20 protein-coding genes are annotated in these 26,508 nt (G+C 66.2%); 10 read left to right on the forward strand and 10 right to left on the reverse strand.

Translation table 11 applies throughout. The features are described 5' to 3' along the window. The first annotated feature begins 176 nt into the window (after positions 1-176). Positions 177-959 carry an ATP-grasp domain-containing protein gene (locus AC07R1_RS07900; RefSeq protein ID WP_495110385.1) on the forward strand — a complete coding sequence of 261 codons (783 nt, stop codon included), beginning with the start codon at positions 177-179 and terminating at the stop codon, positions 957-959. Positions 960-967: 8 nt separating this feature from the next. On the opposite strand, the gene AC07R1_RS07905 is transcribed toward AC07R1_RS07900, so the two are convergent. The 3 genes from AC07R1_RS07905 to AC07R1_RS07915 form a co-directional block, all read right to left on the reverse strand. Beyond that, positions 968-1,510: a TetR/AcrR family transcriptional regulator gene (locus tag AC07R1_RS07905; protein WP_015636058.1), complete on the reverse strand. Its 543-nt coding sequence runs from the start codon at positions 1,508-1,510 to the stop codon at positions 968-970. Beyond that, positions 1,503-2,051 carry a dihydrofolate reductase family protein gene (locus AC07R1_RS07910; RefSeq protein WP_495110386.1) on the reverse strand — a complete coding sequence of 183 codons (549 nt, stop codon included), beginning with the start codon at positions 2,049-2,051 and terminating at the stop codon, positions 1,503-1,505. The genes AC07R1_RS07905 and AC07R1_RS07910 overlap by 8 nt, the downstream gene beginning before the upstream one ends. An 87-nt stretch (positions 2,052-2,138) precedes the next feature. Further along, entirely contained in the window at positions 2,139-3,044 is a 906-nt protein-coding gene (locus AC07R1_RS07915) for a LysR family transcriptional regulator (RefSeq protein WP_011061908.1), read from the reverse strand. A gap of 92 nt (positions 3,045-3,136) precedes the next feature. On the opposite strand from AC07R1_RS07915, the gene AC07R1_RS07920 reads away from it, so the two are divergent. Further along, entirely contained in the window at positions 3,137-4,099 is a 963-nt protein-coding gene (locus AC07R1_RS07920; protein ID WP_258610914.1) for an SDR family oxidoreductase, read from the forward strand. Here the strand turns inward: AC07R1_RS07920 and AC07R1_RS07925 are convergent. Then, the gene (locus AC07R1_RS07925; RefSeq protein ID WP_495110387.1) at positions 4,081-7,098 is read right to left on the reverse strand and encodes an autotransporter outer membrane beta-barrel domain-containing protein; all 3,018 of its coding nucleotides are present in this window, start codon (positions 7,096-7,098) and stop codon (positions 4,081-4,083) included. The genes AC07R1_RS07920 and AC07R1_RS07925 overlap by 19 nt on opposite strands. Before the next feature lie 249 nt (positions 7,099-7,347). Here AC07R1_RS07925 and AC07R1_RS07930 point away from each other — a divergent pair, with 249 nt between their 5' ends. The 4 genes from AC07R1_RS07930 to AC07R1_RS07945 are packed head-to-tail and all read left to right on the forward strand — an operon-like array spanning position 7,348 to position 15,331. After that, positions 7,348-10,185: a hybrid sensor histidine kinase/response regulator gene (locus AC07R1_RS07930; protein WP_495110388.1), complete on the forward strand. Its 2,838-nt coding sequence runs from the start codon at positions 7,348-7,350 to the stop codon at positions 10,183-10,185. Positions 10,186-10,187: 2 nt separating this feature from the next. Then, positions 10,188-11,462: an EAL domain-containing response regulator gene (locus tag AC07R1_RS07935; RefSeq protein ID WP_011061912.1), complete on the forward strand. Its 1,275-nt coding sequence runs from the start codon at positions 10,188-10,190 to the stop codon at positions 11,460-11,462. Between the two features lie 5 nt (positions 11,463-11,467). After that, positions 11,468-14,620, forward strand: coding sequence for a hybrid sensor histidine kinase/response regulator (locus tag AC07R1_RS07940; RefSeq protein ID WP_495110389.1), 3,153 nt, complete (start codon positions 11,468-11,470; stop codon positions 14,618-14,620). Positions 14,621-14,677: 57 nt separating this feature from the next. After that, positions 14,678-15,331, forward strand: a complete 654-nt coding sequence (locus AC07R1_RS07945) for a response regulator (RefSeq protein WP_011061914.1) — start codon at positions 14,678-14,680, stop codon at positions 15,329-15,331. A 172-nt stretch (positions 15,332-15,503) separates the two neighbouring features. On the opposite strand, the gene AC07R1_RS07950 is transcribed toward AC07R1_RS07945, so the two are convergent. Continuing rightward, positions 15,504-16,001 (reverse strand): Lrp/AsnC family transcriptional regulator, encoded by a 498-nt coding sequence (locus tag AC07R1_RS07950; protein WP_011061915.1) that lies wholly within the window; start codon positions 15,999-16,001, stop codon positions 15,504-15,506. Between the two features lie 123 nt (positions 16,002-16,124). Here AC07R1_RS07950 and AC07R1_RS07955 point away from each other — a divergent pair, with 123 nt between their 5' ends. From AC07R1_RS07955 to AC07R1_RS07970, 4 genes are all read left to right on the forward strand, one after another. Next, positions 16,125-17,153, forward strand: coding sequence for a histone deacetylase family protein (locus AC07R1_RS07955; RefSeq protein ID WP_495110390.1), 1,029 nt, complete (start codon positions 16,125-16,127; stop codon positions 17,151-17,153). A 58-nt stretch (positions 17,154-17,211) separates the two neighbouring features. Then, complete coding sequence (gene ocd, locus AC07R1_RS07960; protein WP_495110391.1) at positions 17,212-18,273, forward strand: ornithine cyclodeaminase; 1,062 nt, start codon at positions 17,212-17,214, stop codon at positions 18,271-18,273. Between the two features lie 160 nt (positions 18,274-18,433). After that, positions 18,434-19,849: an amino acid permease gene (locus AC07R1_RS07965; protein WP_495110392.1), complete on the forward strand. Its 1,416-nt coding sequence runs from the start codon at positions 18,434-18,436 to the stop codon at positions 19,847-19,849. A 117-nt stretch (positions 19,850-19,966) separates the two neighbouring features. Then, positions 19,967-21,178 (forward strand): hypothetical protein, encoded by a 1,212-nt coding sequence (locus AC07R1_RS07970; RefSeq protein WP_492583990.1) that lies wholly within the window; start codon positions 19,967-19,969, stop codon positions 21,176-21,178. Positions 21,179-21,200: 22 nt separating this feature from the next. Here the strand turns inward: AC07R1_RS07970 and AC07R1_RS07975 are convergent, their stop codons facing one another. The 5 genes from AC07R1_RS07975 to AC07R1_RS07995 all read right to left on the reverse strand — a co-directional run bounded on the left by AC07R1_RS07975 (position 21,201) and on the right by AC07R1_RS07995 (position 26,504). After that, a complete protein-coding gene (locus AC07R1_RS07975) occupies positions 21,201-22,376 on the reverse strand; it encodes an acetyl-CoA acetyltransferase (RefSeq protein WP_011061920.1) in 1,176 nt (391 codons plus the stop codon). Between the two features lie 109 nt (positions 22,377-22,485). Next, complete coding sequence (locus AC07R1_RS07980; protein ID WP_072449957.1) at positions 22,486-22,998, reverse strand: hypothetical protein; 513 nt, start codon at positions 22,996-22,998, stop codon at positions 22,486-22,488. An 81-nt stretch (positions 22,999-23,079) separates the two neighbouring features. After that, entirely contained in the window at positions 23,080-24,054 is a 975-nt protein-coding gene (locus tag AC07R1_RS07985; protein WP_026020115.1) for a cyclase family protein, read from the reverse strand. Positions 24,055-24,248: 194 nt separating this feature from the next. Beyond that, positions 24,249-25,007 (reverse strand): SDR family oxidoreductase, encoded by a 759-nt coding sequence (locus AC07R1_RS07990; protein WP_492583996.1) that lies wholly within the window; start codon positions 25,005-25,007, stop codon positions 24,249-24,251. A 48-nt stretch (positions 25,008-25,055) separates the two neighbouring features. Then, positions 25,056-26,504 (reverse strand): aldehyde dehydrogenase family protein, encoded by a 1,449-nt coding sequence (locus tag AC07R1_RS07995; RefSeq protein ID WP_495110393.1) that lies wholly within the window; start codon positions 26,502-26,504, stop codon positions 25,056-25,058. Positions 26,505-26,508: the final 4 nt, after the last annotated feature.

Genomic DNA, 26,508 nt, shown 5'->3' on the forward strand with positions numbered 1-26,508 from the left:
CCAGCAGCGGTGTTGGAATCTGTCGTGGGTCGGTGATTTTCTGTGAACAAAGGTGCAGGGATGTAATGAACGCCCGGGCCGAGAGGATTGCCCTGGAAAATCCCGTTATCATCGGCCGCCATCTCACTTCACCGGCGCCCATGGGCCCGGGCAAACCCTCACCGGCAGGATTCGCCATGCACCTTCTCTACCCCAGCGACCCCTTCGACCCGAAGCGCCCGGACGAGCAGTACCTCGACGAATACCAGGCGATTCTGGCCGCCGGCCTGAGCGCTTCGCTATTTTCCTTCGAGGATTTCGAGAGCGGCAATTTCCGGGCGCGGCCAGCCCTCGAAGGAGGCACCCCGGTGCTGTACCGCGGCTGGATGCTGACGCCCGAAGGCTACCGCGAACTGGTGGAGCATCTGCAACGCCTGGGCGCCGTTGCCTTCACCAGCGTTGCCGACTACCGGGACTGCCATCACTTGCCCCAGTGGTATCCGCGGCTGGCCCGCTTCACTTGCGAAACCCGGGTGCTGGCGGCCGACGCCAACTTCACCCAGGCCCTGGCGGACCTCCACTGGCCGGGGTATTTCATCAAGGACTACGTCAAATCGCTGAACACCGGCAGCGGTAGCCTGATGCACACCCCCGCGGATATCGCGCCACTGATCGAACGCATGCGCCAGTATCGCGGCCAGATCGAAGGTGGTGTCTGCGTCAGGCGTCGCGAGGACTACCAGGATGACACCGAGCGCCGCTACTTCGTCCTCAACGGCCAGGCTTACGGTGCTAGCGGTGAAGTACCGGCGCTGGTGCACGAATGCGCGGCACTGATCGACAGTCGGTTCTTCTCGGTGGATGTGGTGTTGCGGGCCGACGGCGTACTGCGCCTCGTGGAGGTGGGCGACGGCCAGGTGTCGGACCGCAAGGAATGGCCAGCCCGGCGCTTTGCCGCGATGCTCGCCGGCGCCCTGTAGAAAGCCGCTTAGCGCAGCAAGCGGCGCAGCCCCGCTTCGAAAGCGCCCTCCAGCGCCTGCGCGCCCTCCCCGGCCAGGGCCAGCGCCAGGGCGTGGCCGTGGCTGTAGTCCACCAGCAGGTCGAACAGCGCCGGGTCTGCATCGAAGGCCCGTACTTCCTCGCGCAAGCGCTGGCTGAAGGTGGCCAGGGAGCCGCCGAACAGCTGCGGGTCACCGAGGACGCACAGGGTCAGCGCCGGATGGCGGCGGACCCGGGCCATGTACTCCCCCAGCAGCGCCTGGATTCTTGCCTCGGGTGGCCACTGCGCTGCCGGCTCGGCCAGCGGCTCGGCGTGCACCCGCTCCACCAGCAGGCGCATCAGGTTGCGCTGGTCGCCCACGTGGTAGGCCACCGACATCGGGGTAATCCCCAGCTGCCGCGCCAGGGCCCGGCCACCGAACCCCTGGGGCCCCAGCTCCTCCAGCAGCTCCAGGCCCACGTCGAGGACCTGGTCCAGGCTCAGTTCACGCCCTGCGGCAGGGCGGCCGCTGCGCTTGGGCCGGTCAGTCATGGACGGCGCCCCGCTCCACCCGGTAGCGGGTGCTCACCAGCCCATCCGGATACCACCGGGAATCGACGCAGCGCAGGTGCAGGTCCCGGGGCAGTGCGCCGAACAGGGGGCGGCCCGTGCCCAGCAGCACCGGCACCCGGGTCAGGGTCATTTCATCGATCAGCCCGGCCTGGAGAAAGGCTTGAATCAGGGTGCCGCCATCGATGTAGGCGGTTCTCCAGCCCTCGGCCCGCAACTGCGCCACCAGCTCCACCGGTTGCAGCGCGCTGATGCGTACTTTGCCCTCCAGGCGCTGCGGCACGTCCTGCGTACTGAGGGTGCGGCTGAGCACCACCACCGGCTTGTCGAAAGGCCAGGGGGTGAAACCCAGCACGCTGTCGTAGGTAGCACGGCCCATGACAATTCCGTCCACCGACGCCATGAAGGCGCCGTAGCCGTAGTCCTCGCCGGACTCGCCACTGGGCAGCCAGTCGATGGCACCGTCGTTGCGGGCGATGAAACCATCGACCGAGGTGGCGATGAATACCTTGCCGAATGCCATGGGCGTTGCCTCCTGGGGGCCTAAACATACAGCGTATGATAAACCGCTGCCGGGGCCACCTGGCAACCCTTGCCGACACCCTGGCGGTCAATCGCCCCCGGCATAGGCCGCCAGCCCCTGCACCAGCGCGGCGAAGGTCACCGCGCAGCGCGGGCTGTTGCGCAGGTCTTCATGCATCGCCACCCAGGCTTCCAGGCTCGGTGCGAACTGCTCCGCCAGGACCCGCACCAGGCGTGGATCAGCTTCGGCCAGGCGTACCTGGCAGGCACCAATGCCAAACCCCGCGCGCAATGCCGCCAACTGCGCCAGGTCACTGTCACTGCGCCAGGCGAAGGCGCCCCGGGCCAGCATCGGGTACTGCTGTTGCAGGCGGCGGATAAACGCGGTTTCACGGTCGAAGCCAATCAGGGCGTGCCCGGCCAACTGCTCCAGCGAGAGCGGCGTGCCCTGCTGCTGCAGATAGTCCCGGTGGGCATGCAGGCCCAGTTCGATGTCGGCGACCCGGCGCACCAGCAGCGCTTCCTGGGTCGGGCGGAACATCCGCACGGCAATATCGGCCTGGCGTTGCAGCAGGTCGTCGGCACGGTTGGACAGCACCAGCTCCACCACCAACTGCGGATGCTGCTGGCGCAAGGTGGCGAGAATCGGCGGCAACACCTCCACCCCGATGATTTCGCTGGCCGAGATCCGCACACTGCCCTGCACCCCGGCGCCATGGCTGCTGGCCACCCGGCGCAAGGCCGCCTCCCCCGCCGCCAGCTGCAGCAGGTAGGGCTTGAGCTCCAGCGCCGCTTCGGTGGCGGCGAATCCGTCGAAGGAACGGGTGAACAGCTTCAGGCCCAGGGCCGCTTCCAACTGGTCGATATGCCGGCCCACCGTGGGCTGGGTCAAACCCATGGCACGGCCGGCGGCAGACAGGGAGCCACTGTCCAGCACTGCGAGAAAGGTGCGGTACCAGTCCCAGTGGGGGGGAGTATCCGTGGGGCTATGCATTTTTTTATAGAAACCATCGAAGTCTGGGCAATTTCCATTTAGCCGAGGAACTCGCACTCTGCAAGCTCTGTTCATCCACGAGGAACCCCGTCATGCCCCAAGTAGCCTTGTTCGGCGCCGTCGGCGCCATTGGCCAGAGCATTGCCCGGACCCTGCGCAGCCAGGGCCAGCCCTACCGCGTGGTGGGCCGCAGCCAGAGCAGCCTGCTAAAGGCCTATGGCGCCGACCCGTTGGCCGAGCCGGTCACCTGGGACCCCGACCAGCCCGCCTCGGTCGAGGCTGCCGCAGCCGGCATCGACACCTTGATCTATCTGGTAGGGGTGGACTATTGGCGCTTCGAACTGCACCCGCAACTGATGCGCCAGACCCTGGACGGCGCCATCGCCGCCGGGGTGCGCCGGATCCTGCTGATCGGCACCGTCTATCCCTACGGCATGGCTCGCAGCAACCCGGTGGCGGAGCAGCATCCGCGCCAGCCCAACAGCTTCAAGGGCCGCATGCGCAAGGCCCAGGAAGACCTGCTATGGAAGGCCCATGCCGACGGCAAGATCCAGGCCACGGTGCTGCGCCTGCCGGACTTCTACGGGCCCGGGGTCGATAAAAGCCTGCTGCACGGCGCGTTCCAGGCCGCGGTCCAGGGCGGCACGGCGAACCTGGTAGGCCCCCTGGACCGGCCCCATGAGTTTGTCTTCGTTCCCGACGTGGGGCCGGTGGTCTGCCGCTTGATCCAGCAGCCCGAAGCCTTCGGCAAGACCTGGCACCTGGGCGGCGCCGGGGTCACCAGCCAGCGCGAGCTGCTGGAGCTGATCCGGCAGCACGGCGGTACCCGTTTCAAGCAGCGGGTGATCGGCAAGCCCCTGCTGCGCCTGCTGGGGCTGTTCGACCCGCTGCTGCGCGAGATGGTGGAGATGCATTACCTGATCAGCTCGCCGCTGATCCTCGACGACTCGGCCCTGCAAGCTCTGATCGGGCCGATCGCCAAGACGTCCTATGCCCAAGGGGTGCGCCAGACGCTCGCGGCGAGCGCCAGTGCCCCTCAGAACGTGAAGCGGTAACCGAGGTTGGCGGCCCAGGGCCGGTCGATGTTCGAGCCTTCGCTGGTCTCGACCTCGGCATACACCTGATGCTGGCGGCTCAGCTCACCGGTCACGCCAACCCCGGCATACCAGCCACCGCCGTTGCCATCGGGACGGCTGGCGATGCCGTTGGTGCGGACCTTGTTCTGCGCCGACAGATCCTCGACCCAGCCAGCCTTGAGATAGGGCTGCAAGCGTGTGCCATCTTGCAGCTGCAGGTTACGCCCGGCCCGGGCACCGGTGCGAATCTGGGTCGACAGCCCATCGCCGGGCTGCACCTGCAAGCCGTTGTCCAGGCGGTAGTTGTCGGAGCGGGCATAGAGCATGGAAACCTGCGCCTGGGGCTCGACGAACCAGCGGTTGCCCAGATCGATCTGCTTGCCGGCTTCCACCGACAGGCCCGCGCCCTTGCTGCGTGAATGCCCGGAGACCTTGGCGCCGTCGGTGCCCCATACATCCAGGCGGGTGGACCAGCGGTTCAGGGTCAGCAATGTATCGGTATACCAGCCCGAGTCATCCAGGTAGGTGGCATAGCCGCCCAGGTGGTAGCTGTCGAGCTTGCCGCTGCCCTCGCCCTTGAAGTTGCGATCGGTCTGGCTGTAGCCGGCCAGCGCGCCAAGCACCAGGGTGCCACCGGCGGTGTCGAGCCGGGTGTCCATGCCCAGTTGCGTGCCCTGTACCTGTTGGGAAAACGTCCGGCCAACGCCGTTGTCCAGGGATTGCTGCTGGCCGAAACCACGGATCCACAGACCCTGGCGATCGGCCCCCTGGCGCAGGTCGCCGAGGCGCTGTACCAGGGTTGCCCGCTCGGCATCCCAGGTGGCCCGCAAGGTGGCAATGGCGCTGCTGTTGACCGCCGCGCTGGCGCCGGTGGAAAGGTTGTCCGGCCCCGGCGCCGGCTGGGTACGGCCGACGTTCACCAGGTTCCAGTTGCCCTGGGCATCGGCCGCAAGACCGTAGCGATAGGTCCCGGCATCCACTACCCCACCGCGGTTGGCCAGGCTGAACGAACCCGGGCCGCCGGCGCTTTGCACCAGGGTCAGGCTCTGGCCCTCGGCCCCCGGTTCGCTGCCGGAGTTGCGCACCAGAATGTCGTTGTTGCCGGTGACCTGGCCGCCGATGATCAACCGGTCACCCTGCTGCAGGCCCAGGTCGGTGTTCATGATGTAGTGGCCGTCACCCTCGAGGTCGCCACTGACCTGCAACTGCTTGAAGGCCCCCGCCAGGCCGGGATCGGCGAACTCCACCACGCCGTTGTTGGCCAGGTGGGTGAGCTGGGAGTCGCCGCGCAGGGTCCAGACACTGCTGTCGTCCAGGCTCAGTTGGGTATCACGGCTGCCGCCCTTGATCGCCCCGTCCAGGCTGGAGTGGTCGGCCAGGGACAGTTGCAGGCTGCCACCGTCCACCAGCACATCACCGAACAGGTTCGAGCGCACGGCGTCCAGTTGCACCGCACCGGCCAGCACCCCGCTGGCGCGGTCGGTGATCCACAGCGCGGTGCCCTGCTCGCCACCGCTGCGGCCCACCAGGCTACTGTCGGTAAAGCGCGTGGTCAGGCCTCCGCCGTTGACCAGGATGCCGGCGCCGTCTTCAGCCTGGATATGGCTGGACGTGACCTCCACATCGTTCACCACCCCGGCGCCAGTGGCGAAACTGACGATGCCATGGGCGTTGCTGCCGTTGGTGACCACGGTCGAGCCCTGGAAGCGGGTCGTGGCGTTGTTGCTGATGGCCAGGCCGTGAGCCTGCTCGCCGGCGGTCTGCACGTCGCTGTCCTGCAGCTCCACGCTGGCACCGCGGCCCGAGGCGAACAGGCCATAGCCCAGGTCGCCGTGGGTGACGATGCTGCTGTTGCTCAGGCTGATGCTCGCCCCCGCCATGCGGGCCAGCGCCCCCACGGAGCCCCGGCCGCTGGTTTCGATCAGCACGCGGCTGACGTTGAACACCGCACCGGGGCTGTTTGTGGTGTCCGGCGAGGCGTACAGGGCATGGGAGTTGTCGCCAAGGGTGCTGATGGAACCACCGTCCATGGTGAACACGCCGCCACGGTTGTCGATGGCCACCGCACTCTGGCCACGGGTTTGCAGAATGCTGTCCTTGACGTCCACCCGGGTGTTGCTGCCCGGCATCCAGATCGCCACGCCATAGTCGCCCAGGGCGGTGACCTGCACGCTGTCCAGATCGGCCGCGGCCTGGTCGGCGTTGACGTTGATACCGTTGCCATTCTGCGAGGTGATCCGGCTGTGGCTGACCACCGCCGTGCCACCCGGTTTCTGGTACAGGCTGCTCAAGGTGATGCCGTCGCCCTTGGCATTGATGCTGCCGTTGCGAAAGGTCAGGGCGGCGCTGGTCACACCGATGCCACGGCCATTCTCGGCGGTGATGTCGACGCCGTCGGCGCTGAGGGAGGAGCCGACCCCTTCCACGGCCACCGCGCCAATGAAGCCGCTGGACTGGATGCTGACGCGCTGCAGTTCGATGGCCGCACCATCGGCGGCGCGGACCGCATTGACCGAGCCGGTCGAAGTGGCGGTCAGGGTCAGGTCCGAGGCCAGGATGCTGGAGCCCATGCCGGAGGCGGACAAGACATCGGCCTGGTTGCCCGAGGTGGTGATGGAGCCACCGGCCACCTGCACCTGGCCACCAGCGCTGGCCACCACGCCGCGGCTCTGGTTGCCGCTGGTGGTGATCTGCACATCGTTCAGGGTCAACTGGCTGCCGGCGCCGGTGGCCTGGGCCCCGGTGGCGAAATCCGAGCCGCCGGTGCTGATGGTCACGCCGCTCAGTTCGGCCTTGCCGCCGGCGTCCACCTGCACGCCCACCACCGCGCTGTTGGGGCTGTCCGCCGTGGCCCGGATATCGTAGCCCTGGCCCTGCAACTGGTTCTGAGCGCCGCTGACCCGCACCGCCGGCCCACGGCCGGTGTAATCGACAGACGCCTCATCCAGGGTCAGGGATTCACCTTCGGGCGAGGACAAATCGATTTTTTCATAATCAGCAGCGGTTGCAGACTGAGTAACAAGCGTCATCAACGACAGCGCGGAGCTAACGGCGAGGCTTATCGTTTTCTTAACCAGAACCATAACTTTCAAACCTTTGCGTTAGAGCACAAGAGGGTCGAAAGCCTGAAGTCAATAGGTGAACTAAAAAATGAGAATCTTCTTAAAGCCCCTGGCATTAAGAATATTCTGAAGAGGGATATAGATAGTTCTCCTTACTATGGGCCGATGCATACACAAGCCCACTTCCCTGCGTTTACCAGCCACTTCTCCGGGGCCTATATCCCGGTGGTCCTGCTGCGCCTTTTCATGTACAGCCTGCTGTCCTGCATCCTGATCATTGCCGGTTTCGTGGTCCACTGGTCACTTAATGAAACCCTCTCCAACTACCGCCGGCAAATGAACGCAGCGGCATTTAACGCACAACAATTCTTCAATCAACGGGAAAGCCTGTTGAAGGCCATTTCTTCTTCGGCCGTGCGCACTAGCGATGAGCGCCTTAGTTCAACGGCACGCAACTTTCTGGCAAGTAACGAGCAACTGCGGGTACTGCCCTTCGGCAGTACTCCCTCCCGGCGCTGGGCCCTGGTGCTGACTGCCCGCGACCTGGTGGAAGTGGACAGCACCCACAGCCAGCTGCTGTACCTGGTGCCGGAACAGGGCCTGGTCAGCACTCTCTACGAGCCAGCGGCCACCGGCACCGGCCAGCCCCCCAGCAAGGCCGTGGACGCGCCCTGGCTGCGCCAGCTCGACCAGCGTGCGGTACAGGACCTGCTGGCCCGACACCCCGAGGCCCGGACCCTGTGGTACTGGGCCGGCATCGATGGCAACAAGCAGGTGTACCTGTTGCGCCCGGTGGACGAGCATCACGCCAGCGAGGGCTGGCTGGGCCTGGAGCTCACCGAGATCGACCTGGCCCTGGACCCCCTGGGCCTGCACCAGGGCAAATACCTGCTGTATGACGCCGACGGCGCACTGGTGCTGCACAGCGCCAACTGGCAAGTGCCCGGCAGCCTGTCGCGCCTGCAGGCCGACGAGGACTCCTTCGGCCTGCACCGCCTGGGCGGGCTGCCCGACTACATCGTGCTCAATAAATCCGTGGGCAACGCCGGCTGGCGCCTGGTGTACTACGCACCGGTCAGCCAACTGCTGCGCGACAGCCGTGGCCCGCTGTACACCACCCTGCTGGTGACCCTGCTTCTGTTCGCGGTGGTCTTTCTCGGCGCGCGCTACATCCGCCTGCGCCTGGTGGAACCCGCAGTGCGCCACTACAGCGCCCTGGCAGACAGCGTGTCCCTCAACCGGCGCTTCATCGAGGTGGCGCCGGTGGGCCTGTGCCTGATGCGGCGCGACAACGGCCGGCTGATCCTGTGCAATGAATCCGGGCGCCGCTGGCTGGCCTCGGTGCCCGGCCTGCGCGAGCGCATCCTCGACGAGCCGCCTGCCCGGGTGCATGCCATCGAACATGCCCTGGACGACGGCACCTTCATCCAGCTGACCTGTGCCCCCACCGGCTACAACGGCGTGGCGGCGGTGCTGTGCTGCATCAGCGACGTGACCGACTTCAAGGTGGCCGAACAGTCGCTGCTGCAGGCCAAGCTGCTATCGGATCAGGCCAACCACGAGAAGACCCTGTTCCTCAGCACCCTGAGCCACGAGATCCGCACGCCCATGTACGGCATCCTCGGCTCTCTGGAAATGCTCCGCACCACCGCCCTCAGCGCCCAGCAGGGCGACTACCTGGAAGCCACCCAGCAAGCATCCTCGGCGCTGATGCGAACCATCAACGACACCCTCGACATGTCACTGATCGAGTCCGGCCGCCTGAGCCTCACCAGCGCCCCCTTCTCCCCGGTGCGGCTGGTGGAAGAAGTGGCCTTCAGTTACTCGGCCCGGGCCCGCAGCAAGGGCCTGCGCCTGTACGTGACCCTGGACCCGAATGTCGCCGAGCGAGTGGTGGGCGACGGCGAACGCATTCGCCAGATCCTCAACAACCTGGTGAGCAACGCCATCAAGTTCACCGAGTCCGGCCATGTGGTGCTGCGCCTGCATGCCGAGGCGGGCCCGAGCCAGGCGCCCCGCCTGCGCTTTCAGGTGGTGGACAGCGGCCCGGGGATCGCCCCGGAGTTCCAGGCCAACCTGTTCGAACCCTATTACCGGGTGCCCAGCTGGCTGGGCCAGAAGGCGTCGGGCACCGGCCTGGGCCTGGCCATCTGCCAACGGCTGGCGACGATGATGCAGGGCCAGTTGAGCGCCATCAGCGAACCGGGCCTGGGCTCCAGCTTCAGCTTCAGCCTGGCCCTGGAACCCTGCACCGCCGCCCCGGCGCCAGACCTGCCGCGCCTGGGGGTGACCCCGGTGTATGTGCGCGGGGATATCCAGGAAGTGAATCTCAACCTCTGCCACTGGTTGCGCCGCTGGGGCGCCCTGGCCATTCCCTATGTGGCCGAACGCGACCCGCCGACCCGCAAGGCGGTGCTGGTGGAAGCCTTTCTCGGCCCCTCGCGGCCAGTGGCCTGGAGCGGCCCGCGGGTGCTCATGCACGCCCCCGGCATGGGCCCGCCGCAGCGCCAGGCCGGCGACAGCTGGGTGGCCCGCACCTTCAGCCTCGACAGCCTGCGCAACGCCGTGGCCCAGGCCCAGTCCGGCATCGTTGCCGAACGGTGCTTCGCCTCCCCCGAAGCCCTGGCCCCGAGCCTGGACCTCAAGCTGCTGGCGGTGGACGACAGCCCCCTGTCGCTGCAGGTGATCTTTCAGCAGGGCCGCTACCTGGGCAACCGGATGGTGGCCTGCGCCAGCGCCGTCGATGCCTTGAAACGCACCGACCTGCTGTCCTTCGACGGCGTGCTGACCGACTTGCAGATGGAACACATGGACGGTCTGTCGTTTGCCCGCACCCTGCGCGAGCGGGGGTATTGCGGCCCCATCATCGGTATCACCGGTGAGCTCTCCCCGGCGCTGCGCAGCCACTGCGAGTCGGCCGGAATCCGTCATTTGCTGATCAAGCCGGTACCCCTGGACGCCTTGAGCGAGGTACTGCAATCCATCAAGAGGAAAGTCATTTGAGCATGCTCAAGCCCCTGCGAGTCCTGGTGCTGGACGACCATCCGATCCACTGCCTGCAGGCCCGGCACCTGTTGCAGGCGGCCGGGTTCGGCCGGGTGGACAGCGCCCTCGATGCGCGCCAGGCCCTGGCCATGCTGCACCGCCAGGTCTACGACCTGGTGCTGGTGGACCTGCACATGCCGGAAATGGATGGAGTGCAGTTCATCCATGCCCTGACCGGTGTCGACCAGGTGCCGATCCTGGCCATCGTCTCGTCCTGCTCGCGGCGGTTGATGAACAGCGTCAGCCTGATGGCCAAGGAGAAGGGCCTGGCGGTACTCGGCACCTTCCCCAAGCCTCTGGAAGCGATCCACGTCGAGCAGATCAGCGCCATCATCGGCAACAGCCAGGACCCGGTGCTGGCAGCCCGGCCCGAGCACGAGGCAGTGTTCGACCGCCAGGTCCTGGAGCGGGCCATCGAACGCCGCGAGCTCAAGGCCCGGTTCCAGCCCCGGCGCTCGCTGAGCACTGGCCGGATCGTCGGCGCCGAGGCCCTGGTGCGCTGGAACAGTCCGTCCTTCGGGCTGCTGATGCCGGACTCGTTCCTTGCCTCCATCAGCCGCTGCCAGCTGGACCATGCGCTGTTGCTGCTGATGCTCGACGACGCCCTCCAGGCGCAGCAGCACTGGCAACGCCTGGGCCACCGCCTCAGCGTATCGGTGAACCTGCCCACCGGACTGCTGGACGACCCCGGCCTGCCCGACCAGTTGCAGCAGATCACCCTCGCCTCGGGGCTGGCCACCAGCGATATCTGCTTCGAGCTGCTGGAAACCGAGCGGCCACTGTCCCCCGGGCAGTATCATATGGGCGCCAGCCGCCTGCGCCTCAAAGGCTTCGGCCTGGCACAGGACGACTTCGGCATGGGCTACAGTTCCATGTACAGCCTGATCTCCACGCCCTTTACCGAGATGAAGATCGACCGCCACTTCGTGCATGGCGCCGCAGCCGACGATGCCCGCGCCGCAGCTCTGGTGGCGGCGGTGCAACTGGGCCGGCAACTGGGCCTGGAAGTGGTGGCCGAGGGCGTGGAATCGGCCCGTGACCTGGAATTTCTGCGCCAGATTGGCTGCGACAGTGCCCAGGGGTATCTTATTTCCGCCGCATTGGAGCTGGACGCCTTCACACAACTGCTGGGATGCACTGTTACTCCACCCTTTTCGTCACCTACCCGGCCCGCCTCCTCTCTCCCATGCCAGACATCCCGCTACGCCGCATCGCGAAAAACTTCCGACGATTGAATCTCGTGCTGTTCCTCATTCTGCCGTTGCTGCTGGTCATGGGCGGCGCGCTGTTCTGGGGCGGCCAGCGGATCATCCGCCAGGAACAGGAACGGATTGCCGTGGACTTCCAACTGCTGACCCGCTACATGAGCGAGCAGCAAGCCCTGCTCCAGCGGCTGGCCGGCGAGAAGCGCCTGCAATACAAGGACGCGGACCAGGATCCGGCGCAGCTCTTCCACCTCATGGAGCAACAGGAGGCGGTGGGCGCGACCCTGTTCCAGGGTAACCCCTCCTCGGTGGAAACCCCCTTCACCCTGGTCTGCCAGGACCTGGCCCAATGCCCCCACCAGAGCGCCGCAGCAGCCGGCCTTGGGCGCTACCTGGCCGATCTCTACTCCAGCTTCTGGGTGCGCTCGAGCTTTCCCGCTTCGGCCCTGCTGGTGGTGGACGCCGGTGCCGGCAGCAGCTTTACCGTGCCCACCATCGGCAGCCGCTGGCCGCGGCTGACCACCCCCCTGGTCCTGGCAGGCCTGCATGCGGTGCGCGCCAGCGCTACCAGCAGCGACAGCGACGCGATCCGCTGGATCCGTCTCAAGGACTTTCCCCAGCACATGATCGCCTTCACCGCCCTGCACAACCTTGCCCCCGGCAGCGGCCTGCAGAGTTCCGGCACCTATGCTGCCTGCCTCACCTACAGGGACCGCATCAACGTCTTCACCACGCCGCAGCGGCGGCACTTCTACGACAAGTTCTGGCTGCAGGGCCGGCTCGACGGCCTGCTGCTGGGGGATGAACCGGCGCCCCTGGCGCTGCACGAGGGGGCCAACGTGCGCAACGACGGCCTGCTGTTCCGGATCAACGACGCCAGTGGCCACTGGAGCGGTTACTACCTGTTGAGCTACCGCACCCTGTTCCTCGGCCACTCCTGGTCCCTGGCGGCGATCTTCCTGCTGCTGTTGCTCAGCCCCCTGGCCGCCAGGGTCTATGCGCGCTGGTACCAGCGCCGGGTCATAGCGCCGGCGCAACAGGCTCACGCCGAGCTGGTGGAAAACCATCAGTTCAGCCGCACCCTGCTGGAGACCACGCCAGTGGCCCTGTGCGTGCTCAGCCGCGAGGACCGGCGGATCGTCTTCGCCAACAACCTGGCCCTCAAATGGTTCACCACCCAGGTCGGCCAGAGCCTGGACGCCAGCGGCCTGGACCCGGCATTGCTGGAGCGCATCGCCCGGGCCCGGGAGCCGGGGGAGATCGAAAACTTCCAGAGCTTCGACGGACGCTCGTTCTACATCGCCTTCGCCCCCACCCGCTACCGCAACCAGGATGTGCTGATCTGCGCCTTTGCCGACCTCAGTGCGCGGGCCCAGATGGAGCAGCAACTGACCCAGGCGAAACAGGCGGCCGACAAGGCCAACGGCGCCAAGTCGGTGTTCCTCGCCACCATGAGCCACGAGATCCGCACGCCGCTGTACGGGGTGCTCGGCTCCCTGGAACTGATGGGCCTGACCGACCTGGACCGCGAACAGCGCCAGTTGCTCGAACGCATCCAGGTGTCGTCCGGGCTGCTACTGCAGATCATCAGCGACATCCTCGACATCACCCGCATCGAATCCGGCCAGCTGTCCCTGGGGGATCAGCTGTTCGATCCCAGGGCCCTGGTCCAGCGCTGCACCGCAAGCTTTGTCGACAGTGCCCGGAACAAGGGCCTGCTGCTGTTTTCCTGGGTCGATCCAGAACTGCCTCCAGCCCTGCTCGGCGATCCGGGGCGGATCAGCCAGATCCTCACCAACCTGATCAGCAACGCGGTCAAGTTCACCCACTCGGGCCAGGTGATAGTGCGCGCCCGGGCCGAGCCCGGCAGCCAGGGACGGGTGCTGCTGTCGCTGCAGGTGGCGGACACCGGTATCGGTATCGGCAAGGAAGAACAGCAGCAGCTGTTCATCCCCTTCTATCAGATCGACGCCCACTCCCACACAGTGCACGGCGCGGGGCTGGGCCTGTCGATCTGCGCCAAGCTGGCGGCGCTGATGGGCAGCCAGATCCACCTCACCAGCGAGCTGGGCCTGGGCAGCAGTTTCTCCATGCAGCTGGAACTGCCGGTGGCCAGCGACCCCGACGCCGAGCGCCAGCCCGACCTGGGCGGCGCGCGAATCTACGTACAAAGCCCGCACCACGAACTCACCGACAACCTCTGCCAGTGGCTGCAGAAGTGGCACGCCCAGGCCACCCCCGTGGACGCTACGGCCCCACCTCCCCAGGGCCAGGGCGTTCTCCTGCGGCTGTTCGATGACCGCCCCGAAGCGTCCGAGGCCCTGCCCCCCGGGCTGCTGCGCATCGACCTGGGCGGCCAGCAACGCACCCCCGGTGCGGGCCTGGCCGAGGCCGGCGACTACTATGCCATCGGCCGCTTGCTGGAACGCACCCTGGGCGGCGCGCCCGACGCTCCTGCCGAACCGGAACTGCCGGCCCGGGACATCGCCACTCTGGCCCCCCTGGGCCTGAACGTGCTGGTGGCCGAGGACAACCCGATCAACCAGGCGACCCTGAGCCATCAGCTGCAGCAACTGGGCTGCCGCAATACCCTGGCCGCCGATGGCGCGGAAGCCCTGGACCTGTGGCGCATCGGCGACTACGACCTGTTGCTGACCGACGTCAACATGCCGCGCATGAACGGCTACGAACTCACCTGCATCCTGCGCGCCGCCGGGGACGACCGGCCGATCATCGGCATCACCGCCAATGCCATGTGCGACGAAGAGGCCCGCTGCCAGGCCTGCGGGATGGACGCCTGGCTGGTCAAGCCAGTGCCGTTGCAGACCCTGCGGGCCAGCCTGGCACGGCTCACCAGCCTCGCCCCGGAGCCGCTCGCCGAGCCTGCAGCCGCGCCTGGCAACGCGCCAGTTGATGGCCTGCCGCCGAACCTGCGGGAACTGTTTGCCCGCACCATGGGCCAGGACGTGGAACACCTGCGCCAGGCCCTGGACGAGGAGGATTACGAGCGCATCTTCCAGTTGCTGCACCGGGTGCGCGGGTCGCTGGCGGTGGCTGGCCAGGAAGCGCTGATCCTGCAGGTCCACGACTTGGGGCAGAGCCTGCGCCAGAGCGGTTTGACGGCTACCACGCGCACGCATAGCCTGATGCTGCTGCACGCCTTGCAAGACATCAGCCAGCTCGAATGAACGCTCCTAGTACCCGCATTTCTGCGCATTCCCTTTTGACAATGGATCGTGTCCACCATGAAAAAAATACGCGTTGCCCTGGCCGACGATCATCCCCTGGTGCTCGCTGCCGTCAGCGACCTGTTGAAAAAGACCCGCCAGTACGAGGTGGTGGCGGCTGTCACCACCCCCAGTGCCCTGGTCCAGCAACTTTCGGATGACCCGCGGATCGACGTGGTCATCACCGACTACTTCATGGAGGGCGACCCGACCTTCGGCGATGGCATACGCCTGGTGACCTACCTGATCCGGCACTTCCCCAGGGTCCAGGTACTGGTGCTGACCATGATGTCCAACCCGATGATCGTGGCCGCGCTGTATGACATCGGCGTGCGCTCGGTACTGCCCAAGCGCCATGACATGAGCGAGCTGCTCAGCGCCCTGGAGAACGTCCGCCAGGGGCGCATCCACCACCCGCCGAGCCTGGTGCAGAACGAGCTCAACAGCAGCCCGCTGCGCTCCATGGCCGACGGCCTGAGCAGCCTTACGCCCAAGGAATACGAAGTGCTGCGGCATTTCGTGCGCGGCGAATCAATGATGCAGATCGCCGCCAACCTCAAGCGCAGCGTGAAGACCGTCAGTGCGCAGAAGATCTCGGCGATCCGCAAGCTCAACCTGGACAGCGACCAGGCCCTGGTCGCCTTCTGCCTGGAGTCCGGCGAATTTCAGTAGGCCCTGGGGCCGGGGCGGCGCCGCGGCCAGGCGCTGCTGCTTCTGCATCCATGGCCTGCTCAACACTGCTGTTGCCTGCCTCGCTGGAACGCGAGCGCACGACCGAGCCGAAAGTACCTGCAGGGCAATCATTGAATAGCCCGGCACAAAAAATCGGAAATCTGATGCCGCCCTACCTGGGTAGCGGCTGGGGAATCGCCAGGCGGCTGGTGGCCTTGACCTCGCGCAGCGCCAGGCTGGACTGGATCGAGGCAATGCCCGGCTGGCGCCTGAGCACGTGCTCGACAAAGTCGCTGTAGCTGTCCAGGTCTCGGGCCAGCACCTGCAGCAGGTAGTCGGCGTCGCCGGTGATCTTGTGGCAGGCCTGGACCTCGGGCAGGCGCATGATCACCGTCTCGAAATCGTCCGGGGTCTGGTCGGAGTGGGTGGCGAACCGCACATGGACGAAGGCCAGGATGTCCAGCCCCAGCAGGCGCCGGTCGAGGTTGGCCTGGTAGTCCCTGATCACCCCCTCCTCCTCCAGGCGCTTGCGCCGCCGCCAGCAGGGGGTAAGGCTCAGGGACAGGCGCTCGCTGAGCTCGGCGTTGGAAATGCTCGCGTCCTGCTGCAACAGCGCAAGAATCGCCAGGTCGGTGTCGTCGAGGTTAACGCTGCGAGTCGTTTTTTTCACAATCACCACCAACGGGGAAAATATTACCCAAAACTCTAATTGCACCCGAACAAAAAGCAAAGAATTCGCAGCCATGCCGGAACAAACTATTTGCACCGGACAATAACAATGGATGCGTTCAGCATGCTTACCGTCTTCAGCGAATCCCACCGCCTGCACCATGGCACCGAATTGAAGGATGGCGTGCTCAAGCCCTCCTTCGAGCAACCCAGCCGCGCCGACACGGTGCGAGACCGGGTGCGCCACGTGGGGCTTGGCGAGATCATCGGCCCGCGGCGCTTCGACCGCGCCTGCTACGTGGCCGCCCACAGCGAACGTTACGTCAGCTTCCTGGAAAACGCCTGGAGCGAATGGACCGCCACCGGCCGCAGCCACGACGCCCTGCCCCTGGTGTGGCCGGTGCGCGACCTGGCCAACCAGCAGGTGCCCGAATTCATCGACGGCAAGCTGGGTTTCTTCGCCATGGACGCCGGCTCGCCGATCACCGCCACCACCTGGGATGCGGTGCGCACCAGCGCCGATATCGCCCTCACTGCCCTGGCCCTGATCGATGAAGGCCAGGACAGCGCCTTCGCCCTGTGCCGCCCGCCGGGGCATCACGCCGCACGGGAATACATGGGCGGCTACTGCTACCTGAACAACGCCGCCATCGCCGCGCAGCACGCCATCACCCGGGGCGCCAGGCGGGTGGCGGTGCTGGACGTGGACTTCCACCACGGCAATGGCACCCAGAACATTTTCTATGACCGTGGCGACGTGCTCTTCGTCTCGCTGCACGGCGACCCGGCCGTGTCCTACCCCTACTTCTCGGGCCATGCCAGCGAGCGCGGCAGCGGGGCCGGCGAAGGCTGCAACCTGAACCTGCCCCTGCCGAAGAACACCAGCTGGCAGCACTACCGCCAAGCGCTGGAGCTGGCCTGCAAACAGTTGCGGGCCTTCGCTCCCGAACTGCTGGTGGTGTCCCTGGGCGTGGACACGTTCAAGGACGACCCCATCAGCCACTTCCTGCTGGAAAGCGAAGACTTTCTCGGCATGGGCCAGATCATCGCCACGGTGGGCACGCCCACCCTGTTCGTGATGGAAGGCGGCTACATGGTGGATGAGATCGGCCTCAATGCGGTCAATGTGCTGCACGGCCATGCCAACCGCTAGCGCGCGCCAGGCGCGCTCCCCCGCAGTGTTCAACGTTCCGACCGAGAGGGAAATCACCATGACCTTGTTTATCGATGTGGATCAGGCAGCGGCGCTGTACAAGAGCCTGGGTGTCGCCAGGGCGATCCGTGAAATGGCCGGTTATATCCAGGCCGACTACCTGCGCTGGCAAGCCTTCGAAAAGTCCCCGCGCACCGCCAACCACTCGCCCACCGGAGTCATCGAACTGATGCCCGCCGACGATGGCCAGCAGTACGCCTTCAAGTACGTCAACGGCCACCCTGGCAATCCGGCCCGGCAGTTGCTCACGGTCATGGCCTTCGGTGTGCTGGCCGAGGTGGACAGCGGCTACCCGGTGCTGCTCAGCGAACTGACCCTGACCACCGCGGTACGCACCGCCGCCACCTCGGCCCTGGTGGCCCGTGCCCTGGCGCGCCCGGACAGCCGAACCATGGCGCTGATCGGCAATGGCGCCCAGAGCGAGTTCCAGGCCATCGCCTTCCACGACATGCTCGGCATCGACGAGCTGCGGATCTTCGACATCGACCCGGCCGCCTCCCGCAAGCTCAAGCACAACCTGCAAGCCTGGCCGAGCCTGAAGGTGCACATCGCCGAGTCGGTGGCCGATGCGGTCAAGGGCGCCGACATCGTCACCACGGTGACCGCGGACAAGGCCTACGCCACCATCCTCACCCCGGAGCTGATCGAGCCCGGCATGCACCTCAATGCGGTGGGCGGCGACTGCCCGGGCAAGACCGAGCTGCACGCAGAGATCCTGCGCAATGCCCGGGTGATCGTCGAGTTCGAGCCGCAAACGCGCATCGAGGGTGATATCCAGCAGTTGCCGGCGGACTTTGCGGTGACCGAATACTTCCGCATCGCCCAGGGCCTGGAACCGGGCCGCGAGCATGCCCGGCAGGTCACAGTGTTCGACTCGGTGGGCTTTGCCCTGGAGGACTTCTCGTCCCTGCGCTACCTGCACGACCAGGCGCGCGAACACGGCATAGGCGAGCGGATCCACCTGGTGCCGACCCCGGCCAACATCAAGGACCTGTACCAACTGATCGGCCAGGGCCCCGACGCCGCCACAGGCGCCCCGCGCCGGCTGGCCAGCGGCTGAGGCAATACCCCCATGGCCGCTGCACGGGAAAACGCCCCGTGCCCCTGTGCAGCGGCCCAACCCGAACCGGTTGCGCCACCCCGACCTACAACCACAGCGCGCAGCCCCAGCCACCCTGCACTGCCAAAACTCGACAACTATAAAATCAAGAGGTTTTGTGATGACTCCAGATACCCTCGGGGCCCCTGCGCGCCCCGTGCTGCAACGCACCCTGCATAACCGTCATATCCAGCTCATGGCCATGGGCGGCGCCATCGGCACCGGGCTGTTCATGGGCTCGGGCAAGATCATCGCCATGTCCGGTACCTCGATCATCCTGATCTACATGATCATCGGCCTGTTCGTGTACCTGGTGATGCGCGCCATGGGCGAGCTGCTGCTGTCGAACCTGCAATTCAAGAGCTTCGCCGACTTTGCCGGCGCCTACCTGGGGCCGCGCGCGGCGTTTTTTCTGGGCTGGTCCTACTGGCTGAGCTGGAGCGTGGCGGTGGTGGGCGACGCCGTGGTGGTGGGCGGTTTCTTCCAGTACTGGTTCCCCGGGGTGCCGGCCTGGATGCCCGCGGTCAGCATGATGCTGACGCTGTTCGCCCTCAACGTGCTCACGGTGCGGCTGTTCGGCGAAGTGGAGTTCTGGTTCGCCATCATCAAGATCATCGCCGTGGTCACCCTGATCGGCGTCAGCCTGGTGCTGATCGCCAGTTCGTTCGTCTCGCCCTCGGGCGTGACCGCCTCGCTGGGCCACCTGCTGGACCGGCAAGCGGCCTTTCCCCACGGCCTGCTGGGCTTCTTCGCCGGGTTCCAGATGGCGATCTTCTCCTTCGCCGGCACCGAGCTGATCGGCACCGCCGCCGCGGAAACCCGTGACCCTCACAGCACCCTGCCCAAGGCCATCAACGCCATACCGCTGCGGATCATCCTGTTCTACGTGCTGGCCCTGGCCTGCATCATCGCCGTGACCTCCTGGCAGCAGGTGTCGCCGAACAAGAGCCCGTTCGTCGAGCTGTTCCTGATTGCCGGCTTCCCGGCGGCGGCGGGCATCGTCAACTTCGTGGTGCTGACCTCCGCCGCTTCCTCGGCCAACAGCGGCGTGTTCTCGGCCAGCCGCATGCTCTTCGGCCTCGCCGACCAGGGCAATGCGCCGCGCCTGTTCAAGCGCCTGTCGGGCCAGAGCGTGCCGGTCATCAGCCTGAGCTTCACCACCCTGCTGATGCTGCTGGGGGTGTTGCTGCTGTACGTGGTTCCCGAGGTGATGACCGCCTTCACCCTGGTGTCCACGGTGTCGGCGATCCTGGTGATCTTCACCTGGTCGACCATCCTCGCGTCCTACATCGCCTACCGCAAAAAGCACCCGCAACTGCACGCCCGTTCGCGCTACAAGATGCCCGGCGGCGTGCCCATGGCCTGGTTTGCCCTGGCCTTCCTGCTGTTTGTCCTGTGCCTGCTGGCCCTGCGCCCGGACACCCGCCTGGCGCTGTGCGTGATGCCGGCGTGGTTTGTCTGGCTGGGCATTGCCTATCGCCTGACGGCGGGGCGCAAGGGGCGGGTTCATGGCCGGGCGGCCGCGTACCCGCGATGATGCAGGAACGCGCCAGGGAGGGCGCGGTTGCCAGCGGGCCAGCGTGCAAAAGCATCGACACAGCCCATGAGGTCTTGCTCTACTCCCGCGCCATCAACGTCGCCAGGGAGTGCCCACATGCAAGTCGCAGGACCAGCCTTTGAAGAAGTGTTCAGGAGAAATTTCAAGCGCGTGCTCACGTACTGGGGACCGATCGGCACCCTCATCGGACTGGGCGCAGCCGGCCAGGGCCTGCTGAGCCTGTACCTGTACACCCGTGCAATAGGCCGCACCGACCTGTTCATGGCCGCCATCGATGCCAAATCGGCGCTGGCGGTGTGGCTGGTCATCGTGCTGGTACTGATGGTGCTCTACCTGATACTGCTGGCCACCACCACCTTGCTCTTCGGACTGGCGTGCAGCTTGTTCCACTCCACGCCCGAACACCTGAAGAACGTCGTGGTGTGGCTGACCCTGCCGGTCCTGGCGGGCTTTGGCGGCTTCATTCTGATCAGCTACTACCTCAGCGAATGGCTTGATCCGGGCCTGGCCATACTGCTGGTGGTGACACTGGTGCTGCTCGCCTGCTGGGGGGTGCTCTCGCGCCCGGCCTTCAAGGAGGTGCTCGACAGCAACGTGAACAAACCAGGCAGGGCGACACGGGCCTCAAGGATCGGCTTTACCTACCTCATCACCTTCTGCCTGACCAGCACGGTGATATCGGGAGTCTTTCCCAGCCTGTTGCTGCTCAATGCCTATAGCAACGAGGTGCTGAGTGAAGCTCCCCATTTCCCGGCAATCCTGAACCTGCTGGTGCTGGCCTTTACCCTGCTACCCGTCGTGATTTTCTACTGCCTCAACGCGGACCTCTACAAACGCATCGCCTACTCGGTAGCCTGCGCACTGTTGATGGCCTGCACCTTCCTGCTGATGCTGCCCGGGGCCATGAGCCAGATCACCTACAAGGCCGCAGGCGGCCTGGAGGTTCGCCAGGGAGCCGTGGAACGCTACTCGGTGCAGCAGGAGTTTGAGCTACAGGACCTCGACCCGCTGATGTGGAAAACCCGACTCAGCCCTCAGGGCCGCTTGGAGATCCAGGGATTCCAGCAGTTCTTGTTCGGTGATGCACTGCTGATCTGCCCCCAGGACCTGATCGACGTCAGCCTCAACCAGATCCGCAACTACACCCGCTACTGTATCAAGGTGCGCGACAGCAAGGTGACCCACAAGCCGCCAAAGCCATTGCTCGCTCATAAACCCTTCTACGTTGGCATGTGCCAGGAACCGGGGTACTGGAGAGTGGCCCGCAGACTGGACTGGGGGCCCCTGGGCGCTACGCCGGCACACTGAACGCCGGCGTGGCCGGAACCCCTTACACCCTGACGGCCTGCAACACCGAGGCGTAGTTGGCCACCGCCATGCCGCCCATGTTGAACAGCAGGCCGAACTCCGGCGAGCGCGCGGCGAGGCCAATGGGCTCGCCGGTCAACTGGCGAAAGCCCAGGGCATGCATCGACACACCGGTGGCGCCCACCGGATGTCCCTTGGCCTTGAGCCCGCCGGAGAGGTTCACCGGCAGGCGTCCGTCGGCATTCACCCAGCCTTCGTCCAGGGCTCGATGGCCTTCACCCTTGGGCGCCAGGCCCATGGCTTCGTAGATCAGCAGTTCGGCGATGGTGAAGCAGTCGTGGACTTCGGCGAACGCCAGGTCGTCCAGGCCCAGGCCGGCTTCGTGCAAGGCGCCCTGGATCGCCAGTTGCGGGCCTTCGAAGGCCAGCACGTCGCGGCGCGCCATGGGCAGGAAGTCGTTCACCTGGCTCAGGGCGCGGATCGCCACTTCACGGCGGAACTCCCGGGCCCGGCGCGGCGACGCGAGGAGGATCGCCGCCGCGCCATCGCTGATCAGCGAACAGTCGGTCAGGCGCAGGGGCTCGGCGATCAGCGGGTTGCCGGGCGAGACGCTGTTGCAGTGGGCAAAATCCATGGCCCGATGCATCTGCGCCAGGGGGTTGGCCATGGCGTTGGCGTGGTTCTTCACGGCAATCGCCGCCATGGCAGCCAGGGGGCTCTGGTAGCGCTCCGTGTAGCGCTGGGCCACTTGGCCGAACAGTTGGGCAAAGCTCAGGCCGGCCTCTTGCGGGTCGTTCTGGTAGCCGGCCCCGGCCAGGGCCCGGGTGACCTCGGCGGTGCTGTTGCCGGTCATCTTTTCCGCCCCCACCACCAGCACCAGTTCGGCGGCGCCGCTGCGGATCGCGTTGATCCCGGCCTGGATCGCCGCCGAGCCGGAAGCACAGGCGTTTTCGCAGCGGGTGGCCGGCTTGAAGCGCAACTGCGGGTCGGCCTGGAGCATCAGGGACGCGGGAAAACCATCAGGCACCAGCCCGGAGTTGAACTGGCCGAGAAACAGCGCATCGATCGCCCCGGCGTCAATGGCGGCGTCCACCAGCACGTCGCGGGTGACCTGGACAACCAGGTCTTCCAGGCTGCCATCGAGGCGGCCAAAGCGGGTGTGGGCCGCCGCGACGATGCAAACGGATTCATGGTTCATGGGGGTTCTCCTGTACTGAAGGCGGGTGGTCCCGGCCAGCGGCCTGCGTGCGCAAGGGTTCTCGGCCGGGGTGACTGCCCATCAGTGTAGGTAGTGTTGCACCAGGTGCTCAGGTCAGCGCGGCCTGGGCATCCAGGCGCAGCAGCTGCAAGGGTTCCAGAGTGGAGCCCTGCAAAGATTCCCCGGCATACAGCGCCTCGTTGGCCATGGCCATTTCAGCGCTGCGGCCAGCCACCATTTCGTAGGTCTTGCGCGGCAGGACCTCGCTCCAGCCGTTTTCAAAGGTGTTGTAGGCCAGGGTCAGCGCGGCGGTGAAATAGTGCTGGCCGGCCACTGGAACCCGGACCTCCTCACCCTTCTCATCCAGGGCGATGAAGTGGTTGGGCAGGTGTTTCACCCCCAGGCGCTTGAGCACGATCCAGGCCAGGGCCGATGGCACGAAGGCGTTGAGTTTTTCCGCGGCGATGGCCGAGTAGCCACGCGCCTGCAGCAGTTGGACGATGTCGTCCTCGCTGGCCTCGGGGTGGTCGGCCATCAACCCCAGGGTATCGAGCACGCCCTGATGGGCATTGGCGTGATCCAGGCAGCAGCTGCAGTCCGGCGAATGTGAATCGTCATGCATGATCGGTCGATGATCCCTATCGGTCTTGGTGAGGGGGCGCAGGATAAACCCTGCGCCTGCCTCGCCACCAGCAAACAGCGGTTACTTGATGACGATGGGGTTCACCGGCGCTCCGCTGCCGCCGACGATCTTCAGCGGCGCGGCGGTGTAGAGGAAGGTCCACTGGCCATCGGCGGCGCAATCCTCGGCCAGTTCTTCAAGCAGCACGATCTCGGTGAAGGCGATCCCCAGGTTGCGCATCAGCGCGCAATGCAGGGGAATCTGCACCCCGGACACCGGGTCGGTGATCACCTCGTTGGCGATGGTGTCGGTGACCAGATTGGGGATCTCCATCTGGTTGAACCAGTCCACCAGTTCCCGGCTGTAGGTCAGCCCGGGTTCCACCAGGTCCTTGAAGAACTCGGTCTTGCCGTACTCGTAGAAGGCGCCCATGGAACCGGTGCGGATGATGAGGATGTCGCGCTTCTCGATGGCCACGCCCTGGGCCTGGGCAGCGGCCAGCAGGTCCAGATGGTTGAAGGTCTCGCCGCGCCCCAGGTACTTCTTGCCGCGGTGCCGGGCCATGTCGATCAGCACCGCACGGCCCACCACGCCGCGCTCGGCAATCGGCAACACACTGGCCTTGGCCATGCCGCCGACAGTGCTGCTGGCGTCGTAGCCGTTCCACAGCTGGTTGTCGTACCAGGCATGGCCCAGGGCGTCGTACTGGGTCGAGCCCTGCAGCTGCATGAAGATCACGTCGTCGCAGTACTCGGCACCACCGGTCATGGAGGGCTGCTTGCCGGCCTGATAGTGGCTGCGGTCCAGGGTATTGAAACGCATCGACGGGTTGCGTGCCGGCCACATCGGGTCGCCGCCGGGATGGCCGATCTGCACTTGCAGGGTGAAGGTCTTGCCCTGGCGCACGGCGGCCACGCCCCGCAGTACCTCGGCCTGTTGCAGGTAGTTGAGGGCACCGACTTCGTCGTCCGGGCCCCACTTGCCCCAGTTCTTTGGCAGGCCTTCAAGCAGTTGCCGGGTATTGGGGTGGTTCTTGTTGTTCTCGATCCCACACATGTCGAATGCACTCCATTGATTGGGTTGAAACGGGCGAAAATGCTCGCGTGGCCTTGCCTGGCGATCAACCGTCAAGCCCCGGCGCCCCTCTGGAACCTTGCGGCCCTGTGGGCCGTTCGCAGCCTGCGGCAGCGGCTACACGAAGCCCGGATCACACGCGCCGGGGGCTCTGGCCTGGAGGGTTTTACAGATCATCAGACGCAACGTCCACCATCCACTTCCAGACAGGTGCCGGTGATGAAGGCCGCCTCGTCAGAGGCCAGGTACAGGCAGGCGTTGGCCACATCCTGGGGGGTGGAGAAGCGCCCCAGGGGAATGGTGGCCATGAACTTCTGGCGGTTTTCCGGGGTGTCCGGCACCCCCATGAATTCACTGAGCAGGGCCGTGGCGCCCACCACCGGGTTGACGCAGTTGACGCGGATGTTGTCCGGCCCCAGCTCGGCGGCCATGGTCTTGCTCATCACCACCACCGCGCCCTTGCTGCCGTTGTACCAGACCAGCCCCGGACGCGGCCGGATCGCCGCCGTGGAGGCGATGTTGATGAACACCCCGCCACCCTGGCCACGAAAATGCGGCACGAAGTGCGTCGCGCTGAGGAAAATGCTTTTGACGTTGACCGCGAACACCCGGTCGAACTCGGCCTCGTCCACTTCCAGCATCGGCCGGTTGCGGTGGGTGGTGCCGGCGTTGTTGACCACGATGTCCAGGCCGCCGTATTGCTCCAGGGTGTTGCGCAGCAGCGCGGCAACGCTGGCGTCCTGGGCCACGTTGACCTCGATGAAGTGGGCCTGGCCGCCGGCATCGCGGATTTCCTGCGCCACCCGCTGGCCGCCCGTGGCGTTCATGTCGGCGATTACGACCCGGGCGCCCTGCTGGGCGAAGGTCTTGGCGATGCCTTCACCAAAGCCGGAACCGGCGCCGGTGACGATGGCAGTTTTATGGGCTAGACGCATGCTAGTGACTCCTTTTTTTGTTGTTATTGGCCGCCGTAGTGGCGGCCCTCAGTCGTGACGAATGGCGATGGTCTTCAAGGCGGTAAAGCCCAGCAGCGCCTCGAAGCCCTTCTCGCGGCCATAACCACTGGCCTTGACCCCGCCGAAGGGCAGTTCGACGCCGCCACCGGCGCCGTAGTTGTTGATGAACACCTGGCCACAGCGCAGCTTGTGGGCCATGCGCAACTGACGCGCGCCGTCCCGGGTCCAGACCCCGGCCACCAGGCCGAAGGCGCTGTCGTTGGCCAGGCGGATGGCGTCGGCCTCGTCCTCGAAGGGCATCACCGCCAGCACCGGGCCGAACACTTCCTCCCGGGCCAGGCGACTGTCTGGCGGCACATCGCGAAACAGCACCGCTTCGTGGAAGTAGCCGCCGCTGCCGGCCTCGGCCACCACCTGCCCACGGGCCGCCACCGGGATGCCGGCGGCCTCGGCCTCGCGGACGAACTCCCGGACCTGGCGCAGCTGTTTCTGGTTGATCAGCGGGCCCATGTCCAGGTCCAGCTCCGAGGGCCCGGCACGCAGTTGGCCAAAGCACTGGGCCAGGCGTTCCAGCAGCGGTTCATACAGGCTGCGCTGCACCAGCAGGCGGCTGCCGGCGGAACAGGTCTGGCCGCAGTTCTGCACGATGGCGTTGATCAGCACGGGCAGCGCCCGCTCCACATCGGCGTCGGCGAAGACGATCTGCGGCGACTTGCCGCCCAGCTCCAGGGTTACCGGGCAATGCCGTTCGGCCGCCGCCTTGGCCACCAGGGCGCCGGTGCCGGTGGAGCCGGTGAACGAGATATGCGCGACGCCAGGATGGGCGCACAACGCGGCACCGGCTTCGTGGCCATAGCCGCTGACCACATTCAGGCTGCCCGCCGGGAAGCCGACCTGGGCCGCCAGCTCCGCCAGCCGCAGCAGCGACAGGCTGGCGTCCTCGGCGGGCTTGACCACGCAGGCATTGCCCGCCGCCAAAGCGGCGCCGACGCTGCGGCCGAAGATCTGCATCGGGTAGTTCCAGGGAATGATGTGCCCGGTAACGCCATGGGGCTCGCGCACCGTTAGCACGGTATAGCCGGCCTGATAGGGCAAGGTCTCGCCGTGGAGTTTGTCGGCGGCCCCGGCGTAGTACTCGAAATAGCGCGCCAGGGCGGTGGCGTCGGCGCGGGCCACCTTGAGTGCCTTGCCGGTGTCCCGGGCTTCGATCTGCGCCAGCTCTTCATGGTGCTCCAGCACCGCCTGGCCCAGGCGCGCCAGCAGACGCCCGCGCTCCAGGGCCGAGAGGCTGCCCCAGGGGCCGTCGAAATTGTCCCCCAGGGCCCGTTGCGCGGCCTGCACCGCCAGGTCGATATCGTCGGCAGTGCCCCGGGCGATCCGCGCGTAACTGATGCCGGTGCTGGGGTCCTGCACCGGAATGTCCTCGGCCCAGGACGAGGCTTGCCATTGGTTGTCGATGTAGTGTTCGAGGGTCATCTGT

This window comes from Pseudomonas sp. GW821-FHT07F01, from assembly GCF_059418825.1.